This is a genomic window from Streptomyces bobili (assembly GCF_002154575.1).
GTDB classification, from domain to species: Bacteria; Actinomycetota; Actinomycetes; order Streptomycetales; family Streptomycetaceae; genus Streptomyces; species Streptomyces bobili.
Genome location: NZ_MUBA01000083.1, coordinates 1 through 7673, shown reverse-complemented (window position 1 = coordinate 7673; position 7673 = coordinate 1). Strand labels below are relative to the sequence as shown.

Here is a 7673-nt window from a genome sequence, read left to right as displayed (position 1 = left end):
GGCACTGTGACCACGGCGCGCAGGATCGTCGCGGCGGGCGGGTCGACGCGCGCGCCGTGGTCACAGTGCCAGCCGCGCAGCAGGGTGTGCCGGCGGCGCCCGAGCCACTCCTCGTGGTCCATGCCGAACCGGCCGCCGAGTTCCAGCCGGTCGGCGGTGGTCTCGATCTCGGGAAAGTCCGCCGGAGAGGCGCTGCCGCGCTTGCGCAGCACGACCGGTTCACCGAACCGGCGGGCGAATGCCACATGCCCGGCGTGGTCGAGGCGCTGCCCGCGGAAGAAGACCACCTTCCAGCGCAGTACGGCCGCCCGGATCGCCGTGACCTGCGCGTCGTCGAGGCCGGCGGCCAGGTCGGCGCCCTCGATCCCGGCGCCGATGTGCCCGGCGGCCGGCCGCAGCGTCAGTCCCGCGGCCCGCACGCACTCCTCCAGCGCCGCGTCCGTCGTCACGCCCTTCGCCATGTCCCTCGCCTCGCTGTCGAACTCGGTCGTCATGCGCGCTCCGCTCGTCCTCGTCCTCGTCCTCGTCCTCGTCCTCGTCCTCGTCCTCGTCGCCGGTACGGGCTCCCCCAAGATCGTGTCAGCGAATCGCCGGCGTGACGACAGCGCCTCCGCCCCCTTTCCCGCCGCCGCTCCGGTTGATCGATCCCCGGCCGGTCGGTGAGGCTGGAGGGACGACACAGCCGAGGGAAGGCCCGATGGTGAACCACATCCCCGCCCACACGCTCAACGACGCCACGACGCTCCCGGCCGTCGGTCTCGGCACCTGGCCGATGGACGACGCGCAGGCGGAGGAGGCGGTGGCCGGTGCGCTCCGCCTGGGCTACCGCCTGATCGACACGGCGACGAACTACCGCAACGAGGCCGGCGTGGGCCGCGGGATCGCCCGCGCGGACGTGCCGCGCGAGGAGATCGTGGTGACCACGAAGCTGCCGGGCCGCCACCACGGCTACGACGAGACCCTGGCCTCCTTCGAGGAGTCCCGCCGACGGCTCGGCGTCGACCGGGTGGACCTGTACCTGATCCACTGGCCGCTGCCCCGCGCCGACAGGTACGTCGACTCCTGGCGGGCCATGATCAAGCTCCGCGAGGAGGGGCTGGTCCGGTCGATCGGCGTCTCCAACTTCACCGCCGCTCACATCGAGCGGCTGGAGAAGGAGACGGGCGTCCTGCCGGCCGTCAACCAGATCGAGGCGCACCCGCTCTTCCCGCAGGACGCGCTGCGTGCCTTCCACGCGTCGAAGGGCATCGTCACGGAGAGCTGGAGCCCGCTGGGCCGCGGCTCGGCCCTGCTGGACGACCCGGCCGTGATCTCCGTCGCCGAGGCCCATGGCGTCACCCCCGGCCAGGCCGTCCTGCGCTGGCACGTCCAGCTCGGCGCGGTGCCCATTCCTAAGTCGGCGGACCCGGAGCGGCAGCGGGCCAACCTGGACGTCTTCGGCTTCGAGCTGGGCGCGGCACAGATGGCGGCGATCGCGGACCGGGTCCCCCGGCGGCTGGGCGGGGATCCGGAGGTTCACGAGGAGTTCTGAGCGGGCCCGAGTTCCCCGCCGGGGCCGCGGGTACCCGGCACATCGGCGGAAGCGGGAGGACCGGGATGAAGGACCGGAAGGAGGAGGACCGGATGGACGAGCGGGAGCGGCTCGGTGACTACCGTGCCAAGCGTGACTTCGACCGGACCGGCGAGCCGTCCGGGGACGGGGTGCCCGCCGGGGGCACGAAGCCCCGGTTCGTCGTGCAGATCCATGACGCGAGCACCCTGCACTTCGACTTCCGGCTCCAGGTGGGTGACGTCCTGAAGTCGTGGTCGGTGCCGAGGGGCCCGTCCGCGCGGCCGAAGGACAAGCGGCTCGCCGTGCCGACGGAGGATCATCCGCTGGACTACGAGGACTTCGAAGGGGTCATCGCGCAGGGTCAGTACGGGGGCGGGACCGTCATCGTGTGGGACCACGGGACGTACGAGCCGCTCGGCCCCGACGCCGGCTTCGAGGAAGGCCTGCGCCGGGGACACGTGTCCTTCCGGCTGCACGGGGCGAAACTACGGGGCACCTACGCCCTCACCCGGTTCAGGGGCGAGGACGACTGGCTGCTGGTGAAGGCGGGCGGCGGCACCGGGCACGGGACCGGCACGCCGAACCCGCGCCGGGCACGCTCGGTGCGCACCGGGCGGACCCTGGCCCAGGTGGCCGCCGGGGCGTGAGCCTCAGGACGGCCGCCGTACCGTCCGCTCACGGCGACGGCGTCAGCGTCTGCTCGCACCAGATGGTCTTGCCGCGGCCTGTCTGCCGACTGCCCCAGCGCTGGCAGAGCTGGGCGACCAGCAGCAGTCCGCGTCCTCCCTCGTCGAAGGCGTGGGCGCGGCGCAGGTGCGGGGAGGTGGAACTGCCGTCGGACACCTCGCAGATGAGAGTGCGGTCGCGGATCAGCCGTAGCTGGATGGGGGGTTCGCCGTAGCGGATGGCGTTGGTGACGAGTTCGCTGACGACGAGTTCGGTGACGAACGCGGCCTCCTCCAGTCCCCACGCGGCGAGTTGTTCGGTGGCGGCCTGCCGGGTGGCCGCCACCTGGGCGGGGTCCGGGTCCACGTCCCAGGTGGCCACCTGCTCGGCGCCCAGCGCGCGGGTGCGGGCCACCAGCAGGGCCACGTCGTCGCTGGGCTCCTCCGGCAGGACCGCCTTGAGGACCGTGTCGCAGAGGGCGTCGAGGGAGGCGACGGGCGCGGTCAGCGCGTTGCACAGTTCGGCGGTGGAGCGGTCCACGTCGCGGTAGCGGTCCTCGACGAGACCGTCGGTGTAGAGCGCGACGACGGTGCCCTCGGCCAGTTCCAGCTCGACCGCCTCGAAGGGCAGCCCGCCGACGCCGAGCGGCGGGCCGGGGGACATCCGGACCAGGCGGGACGTGCCGTCGCTCAGGACGACGGCGGGTGCGGGGTGCCCGGCGGAGGCCAGGGTGAGCCGGCGGGTGACCGGGTCGTAGACGGCGTAGAGGCAGGTGGCGCCCAGTTCCGCGACCTCCTCGCCGCCGCCGTCGTAGGCCGCGAGGTGGGTGACGAGGTCGTCGAGGTGGGTGAGGAGTTCGTCGGGCGGCAGGTCGACGTCGGCGAGGGTGCGCACGGCCATGCGCAGGCGGCCCATGGTCGCGGCGGACGGGATGCCGTGTCCGACGACATCGCCGACGACGAGGGCGACGCGGCTGCCGGAGAGCGGGATGACGTCGAACCAGTCGCCGCCGATGCCCGCGGTGGAGCCGCTGGGCAGATAGCGGTGGGCGACTTCGACGGCCACCTGGCCGGGCAGGCCGCGCGGGAGGAGGCTGTGCTGGAGGGTGAGGGCGGTGGTGCGTTCGCGGGCGAAGCGGCGGGCGTTGTCGACGCAGACGGCGGCACGGCTGGCGAGTTCCTCGGCGAAGACGGCGTCGTCGGCCGCGTAGTCGTCCGGCTGGGCGACACGTACGACGACGGCGACACCCAGGGTGGTGCCGCGGGCCCGCAGCGGCACCGCCATCATCGAGTGGACGCCCTCGCGGTGGGGGCGTCCCTTCGGTGCTCGGGCGTTGCGCTCCTCGACCCACCGCATGAACGGCGGCTCGCCCGCCTGGCTGATGACGGCCCGGCTCTCCCGCAGGGCGCGGGCGACCGGGGAGGACGCGGGGTAGAGGTCCGTCTCCCCCAGGTGTACGGCCGCTTCCGGGGTGCCGTCGGTGACGGAGCCGTGGGCGACGCGCCGCAGTTCCACCTCCTCGCCGGGCGGCATCGGCGGCGGTTCATCGGGGCCCAGCACCCAGTCGAACAGGTCCACGCTGGCGAAGTCGGCGAACCGGGGCACCATGACGCCGATCATCTCCTCGGCCGTGCGCACCACGTCCAGGGTGGTGCCGATGGCGGCCGCGGCCTCGTTCAGGAGGGCCAGCCGCTCCCGCGCCCAGTACTGCTCGGTGCTGTCGAGGGCGGCGAGGGCGGTGCCGAGGATGGTGCCCGCCTCGTCGCGGACCGGCCACATCTCGATGCTCCAGGCGTGTTCCCGGTTCAGCGCCGGGGCGCCGGTGAAGCTCTCGTAGCGGAGCGGGCGGCCCGTCTCGCAGACGTGGCGCAGGTGCCAGTTGAAGCCCCGGCTGTGCTCGGCATCCTCGACGGTCTCCGGGAAGGGACGGCCGAGCAGGGCTTCCTCGGGCACGCCCATCACCTGGCAGGCGGCGTCGTTGACCCGCAGATAGCGCTGGCCGGGGTCGAAGACCGACATCGACATGGAGGCCTGCTGGAAGGCGCGCTCCGCGACGGTCGGTCCCGGGGCGGGGTCCGGGGACGGTTTTACGGCGGTGAGGGCCAGTCCGGCGGGCTCGCCACCGGGGCCGAGCACCGGGCAGGCGGTCACGATGACGGTGACCGGGTGGCCGTCACGGTGACGTACGACGACAGGGCCGCTCCAGGCCCCGTCCCCACGCGCCGGAAAGGGCTCGGCAAGCAGGTCGGCCGCCGGCCGGCCCACCGCGTCCTGGGCCGTACGGCCGGTCAGCAGGCGGGCCCCCTCGCTCCAGCCCGTCACGATGCCCCGTACGTCGACGACAGCCGCAGCGGCGACTTGCTCCATGCCGTCCAGAATGGTCCCTTCGGCCCGCCGCATCAACCGCGGCGGGCCGGGGCCACCGGATCTCAGGAGCCGTGGGCGCGCAGCACCTCCAGGGCACGGTCGGCGTGGGTGTTCATGCGCAGCTCGCTGCGCACGGCGGCCAGGACCGTGCGGTCCTGGCCTATGACGAAGGTGACGCGCTTGGTGGGGGCCAGGGAGAAGCCGCGCTTCACGCCGAACCGTTCCCGCACGGTGCCGTCGGCGTCGGACAGCAGGGGCATGCCGAGCGTGTGCTGCCCGGCGAACTCCTGCTGCCGGTCGACGGTGTCGCCGCTGATGCCGACGGGACGCGCGCCGACGGCGGCGAACTCGGCGGCCAGGTCGCGGAAGTGGCAGGCCTCCGCGGTGCAGCCGGGGGTGAGGGCGGCGGGATAGAAGAAGAGGACGACGGGTCCTTCCGCTAGCAGCTCGGTGAGCTTGCGGACCGTCCCAGTCTCGTCCGGCAGTGCGAAGTCTTCGACCATGTCACCGGTCTGGGGTGCCTTGCTCACGAGGTTCCCTCCGCCTTCTGCGCGTTCCGTGCGACATTGCGGGCCCACAGCACGAGGGGCACCTGGAGGGGCAGCCGGCCGACGGCGGAGGCCTTGAGCGGGGCGGGGCGGTGGCGCCAGTCCACGGCCATCTTGACGTTGGCGGGAAAGACGCCGACGAAGAACGCGGCCGTCGCCAGGGCGGTCCGCCTGCGGGTGGCGGGAAGCGCGAGTCCGGCGGCCAGGGCCAGCTCCACGGCTCCGCTCGCGTACGTCCAGTTGCGCGGGGAGCCCGGCAGGGCGCGCGGCACGGTCGCGTCGAAGGCGCGTGGCGCGGCGAAGTGGGCGATGCCCGCGGAGGCCAGGAGGCCCGCGAGCAACAGGGGTGAACGGTGGGACCGGGGCACGGCACTCTCCTCTGACGGCCTGGCGCGCGATATTACGGGAGAGTAGGAAACGCTCCGCGGGCGGGGTCCCGGCGGCTGGACGGGCCGGGCCGGCGTCGCTCGGTTACGGCTTCGCTCGGTTACGGCATGGGGCGGGGCCGACATCGGTCGGGCCCGGCATCGGTCGCGCCCGGCATCGGTCGGGCCCGTCCGGGGTCAGGCGTCGGCCGTGGTCAGGCGCCGCCCGCCCGTTCTCCCGCCGGCTGCTCGCTGTCGTCGTCGACGGCGTGGGTGAGGAAGTCGTCGACCATGCGGTGGAAGAGGGCGGAGAGCTGGCGCAGCTCCTCCGGGGACCACTCGGCGAGGGCCAGCTGCATACCGCGGGCGCCCGCGTCACGGACCCGGTCGATCGCCTCGCGGCCGGCGGCGGTGAGCTGGATCCGCTGGGCCCGGCCGTCGTCGGGGTCGGGGACCCGCGTCACATAGCCGGACTTCTGGAGCTGCTGCACGGTACGGGTCACGTGCGAGGCCTCCACGCCCAGGCGCTGGGCAAGCTCCCCCGGCCGCAGCGGCTCGGAGTCGGCGACCTGCCGCAGCAGGGCCACGGCGGCACGGTCCAGCGGAACGCCGGCCAGCGCCATCAGCCGGTCGTGCTGACGGGCGCGCGTGCTCAGGTAGGTGATGCGAGTGAGCGCCCGCTCGATCTCGATCACTTCCGGAGAGGCGGGGGCGACGGGGAGCGGTTCGGTGGACATGGAACCCACTTTACCATCTTGTTGCGTAACTCAAGTAAGTTACCGCGGGCACTCGCAACTCCCCGACACCCTCGCGTCGCACTCGCTTGCTTGACTCAAGTAACCGATATATGTTTGCCTAACTCAAGCAATAAGAGGCGGTCGTTCTTCCGAAGGCGGCCCCCCAGACCGGGAGCCCCCTGAGCGGAGGCGGCTCCCCCGCGCCGAACCCGTGGGGACGGGGACTCGGCGCGATCCGCGGGCCCGGCGGCCGGCTCACTCCCCCCGACCGGCGCCGGGCCCGCGGACACCTCACACGCGCAGCGACCGCAGAAGAGAAAGGGCTCGCCATGAGCACCATGAAGTCCGTCCGGACCGGTGGCGTCGGCACGATCGACGTCGTGGACACCGAGCGCCCCGTGCCGGGCCCCAGGGACGCCCTCATCCGGGTCCGCGCCTGCGGCATCTGCGGCACCGACGTCACCTTCCTGCACATGGGCGGCATGCCCGCCCGTGCCCACCTGGGCGGCGACATGGTCCCGGTCCCCCTCGGCCACGAGCCGGCCGGCGAGATCGTCGAGGTGGGCGCCGAGGTCGAGGGCCTCAAGGCGGGCGACCGCGTCGTCGTCAACCCGCAGGACGCCCCGACCGGCATCATCGGCTGCGGCGGCGTCCACGGCGGCATGAGCGAGTACCTCCTCATCGAGAACGCCGAGGTCGGCAAGAGCGTCGCCGTGTTCCCCGACACCGTGCCGTTCGCCGTCGCCTCGCTGAACGAGCCGATGGCCGTGGCCCGCCACTGCGTCAACCGCTCCGGGGCGAAGCCCGGTGACAAGGTCGTCGTCTTCGGCGCCGGTCCCATCGGCCTCGGTGCCGCGATCTGGCTGAAGCTGCGCGGCGTGGAGCACGTGGTCGTCGCCGACGTCATCCCCTCCCGCCTGGAGAAGGCACTGGCCGTCGGCGCCGACGCCGTCATCAACTCCGCCGAGGAGGACGTGGCGGCGCGGCTCACCGCACTGCACGGGCAGAGCGCCAACGCCCTCGGACAGCCCCGTCCCGGCACCGACATCTTCATCGACGCCGCCGGTGTCCCCGTCGTCTTCAACACCGTGGTCGGCTCCGCCAAGTGGGGCGCGAAACTGGTCATGGTGGCGGTGCAGAAGAAGGGCTCCGAGATCGACCTCGGCGGCATGCTCCGCAGCGAGCTGACCCTCATCGCCTCCCAGGGCTACCCCACCGAGATCTTCGAGGTCACCCCGGAACTGGTCGAGCACCAGGAACGCTTCGCCAAGCTGATCAGCCACCGCGTCCCGTTCGCCGAGGCCGAGCGGGCCTTCCGGCTGGCCCTCACGCCGGGCGCGGCAGAGAAGATCGTCGTGACACTGGGCGACGAGGACTGACCGCCCCTCGCCCCAACGGGAGCGGGCGGCATCCCGACATGCCGCCCGCTCCCGTTGGG

The 7673-nt window shown here is 73.0% G+C and carries 9 protein-coding genes; 4 read left to right on the top strand and 5 right to left on the bottom strand.

What is annotated here, in order from left to right; genetic code table 11:
- Nucleotides 1–494: TauD/TfdA dioxygenase family protein (locus BZL64_RS07965; protein ID WP_143663040.1), on the bottom strand; the 494-nt coding region annotated here is incomplete at its 3' end.
- Between BZL64_RS07965 and BZL64_RS39765 the strand changes: the two genes are divergently transcribed.
- From BZL64_RS39765 to BZL64_RS07955, 3 genes are all read left to right on the top strand, one after another.
- Nucleotides 493–663 (top strand): hypothetical protein, encoded by a 171-nt coding sequence (locus BZL64_RS39765; RefSeq protein ID WP_158101512.1) that lies wholly within the window; start codon nt 493–495, stop codon nt 661–663. The two genes, BZL64_RS07965 and BZL64_RS39765, sit on opposite strands and share 2 nt — an antisense overlap.
- A 37-nt stretch (nt 664–700) precedes the next feature.
- Entirely contained in the window at nt 701–1531 is an 831-nt protein-coding gene (locus BZL64_RS07960; protein WP_425276023.1) for an aldo/keto reductase, read from the top strand.
- 92 nt (nt 1532–1623) lie between these two features.
- Nucleotides 1624–2199 carry a DNA polymerase ligase N-terminal domain-containing protein gene (locus BZL64_RS07955; protein ID WP_086767495.1) on the top strand — a complete coding sequence of 192 codons (576 nt, stop codon included), beginning with the start codon at nt 1624–1626 and terminating at the stop codon, nt 2197–2199.
- Between the two features lie 28 nt (nt 2200–2227).
- Here BZL64_RS07955 and BZL64_RS07950 read toward each other — a convergent pair whose 3' ends face one another.
- The 4 genes from BZL64_RS07950 to BZL64_RS07935 all read right to left on the bottom strand — a co-directional run bounded on the left by BZL64_RS07950 (nt 2228) and on the right by BZL64_RS07935 (nt 6235).
- Nucleotides 2228–4585, bottom strand: a complete 2358-nt coding sequence (locus BZL64_RS07950; RefSeq protein WP_086767493.1) for an ATP-binding SpoIIE family protein phosphatase — start codon at nt 4583–4585, stop codon at nt 2228–2230.
- Nucleotides 4586–4647: 62 nt separating this feature from the next.
- Nucleotides 4648–5088, bottom strand: a complete 441-nt coding sequence (locus BZL64_RS07945) for a peroxiredoxin (RefSeq protein ID WP_086767492.1) — start codon at nt 5086–5088, stop codon at nt 4648–4650.
- 23 nt (nt 5089–5111) lie between these two features.
- Complete coding sequence (locus BZL64_RS07940; protein ID WP_086767489.1) at nt 5112–5501, bottom strand: DoxX family protein; 390 nt, start codon at nt 5499–5501, stop codon at nt 5112–5114.
- 212 nt (nt 5502–5713) lie between these two features.
- The gene (locus tag BZL64_RS07935; RefSeq protein WP_086767487.1) at nt 5714–6235 is read right to left on the bottom strand and encodes a MarR family winged helix-turn-helix transcriptional regulator; all 522 of its coding nucleotides are present in this window, start codon (nt 6233–6235) and stop codon (nt 5714–5716) included.
- Between the two features lie 329 nt (nt 6236–6564).
- On the opposite strand from BZL64_RS07935, the gene BZL64_RS07930 reads away from it, so the two are divergent.
- A complete protein-coding gene (locus BZL64_RS07930) occupies nt 6565–7614 on the top strand; it encodes a zinc-dependent alcohol dehydrogenase (RefSeq protein WP_086767486.1) in 1050 nt (349 codons plus the stop codon).
- Nucleotides 7615–7673 lie beyond the last annotated feature (59 nt).

Coding starts and splice junctions, on each gene's coding strand:
- BZL64_RS39765 (WP_158101512.1), top strand. CDS start 493: ATGCGCGCTCCGCTCGTCCTCGTCCTCGTCCTCGTCCTCGTCCTCGTC.
- BZL64_RS07955 (WP_086767495.1), top strand. CDS start 1,624: ATGGACGAGCGGGAGCGGCTCGGTGACTACCGTGCCAAGCGTGACTTC.
- BZL64_RS07950 (WP_086767493.1), bottom strand. CDS start 4,585: ATGGAGCAAGTCGCCGCTGCGGCTGTCGTCGACGTACGGGGCATCGTG.
- BZL64_RS07945 (WP_086767492.1), bottom strand. CDS start 5,088: ATGGTCGAAGACTTCGCACTGCCGGACGAGACTGGGACGGTCCGCAAG.
- BZL64_RS07935 (WP_086767487.1), bottom strand. CDS start 6,235: ATGTCCACCGAACCGCTCCCCGTCGCCCCCGCCTCTCCGGAAGTGATC.
- BZL64_RS07930 (WP_086767486.1), top strand. CDS start 6,565: ATGAGCACCATGAAGTCCGTCCGGACCGGTGGCGTCGGCACGATCGAC.